This window comes from Oleiphilus sp. HI0061 (assembly GCF_001635675.1).
In genome coordinates this window covers 1-895 of record NZ_LWFE01001736.1, presented here as the reverse complement: position 1 = coordinate 895, position 895 = coordinate 1, and the positions used below count along the sequence as shown (strand labels likewise).

1 protein-coding gene is annotated in these 895 nt (G+C 44.8%); it reads right to left on the bottom strand.

The window, feature by feature from the left end; genetic code table 11:
• Positions 1 to 187: 187 nt before the first annotated feature.
• Positions 188 to 820, bottom strand: coding sequence for an FKBP-type peptidyl-prolyl cis-trans isomerase (locus A3735_RS26630; RefSeq protein ID WP_068512094.1), 633 nt, complete (start codon positions 818 to 820; stop codon positions 188 to 190).
• Between the last annotated feature and the right edge of the window lie 75 nt (positions 821 to 895).

The window sequence follows — 895 nt, the reverse complement described above, 5'->3', positions numbered from 1 at the left end:
TAGCCAGAGACAGATAAGCAAGATTAATCAAAACCGCCCAACCTAATAGTTCAGTAAGTTGCGTAATTGTCATCCCTCAGCCCTCCTATTACTTTGTAAATACAGAGAAAGCAGAAGCTTCCTAGGCCTTAATCAGGCACCACGCAGTATTGCTCTTCGAGGTGCCTGGTAGCAAAAACGGCAAGTCTTACTTAACAATATTCATCAGGTGAACATCGAATACCAGTACCGCGTTAGGCGGTATTGCTGGCGGCGAGCCCATTTCACCATAGGCTAGCTTAGAGGGTACTACAAAGCGCCACTTTGAGCCGACAGGCATCATTGATAAACCTTCCGTCCAACCGGGGATAACCTGATCTAATGCAAACTCAGCGGGTTCATTTCGGGTAATAGAGCTGTCAAAAACCTGGCCATCAATGAATGAGCCGTGATAGTGAACGCGTACAGTCTGATCAATACTAGGCTTATCGCCCTCTGCACTTTCCAGAATTTCGTACTGTAGACCTGAGTCGGTAACTTGTACGCCTTCTCGCTTGGCATTTTCATCTAAGAAAGTTTTGCACAAATCCTGATACTTCTCGGTACGATCTTTCTCGAACTGCATGCGCTTTTCTTTAATCGTGTCATAGGCTTCGTTGAGTTCGCTTTCGGACAAAGCCGAAGGTTCACCATTAAAGCATGCTCGCAAAGCCTGAATCGTTGCTTCAATATCCATTCCCTCGAAGCGGTTCTTTTGCATCTGACGGCCAAACTGCCATCCAAATCCATAGCTCACTTTCTGCTCGAACGATTGAGGTTTATCTTCAGTCTTCTTTGTCATATCTCTATATCTACTAGTCGTTAAGTTTGTTACTTGCCAATCGAAATGGTCAGTAGGGTAATATCTTAGATGTCA

Excerpts from the sequence above, each read along its gene's own strand:
- A3735_RS26630 (WP_068512094.1), bottom strand. The coding sequence starts at position 820 with ATGACAAAGAAGACTGAAGATAAACCTCAATCGTTCGAGCAGAAAGTG.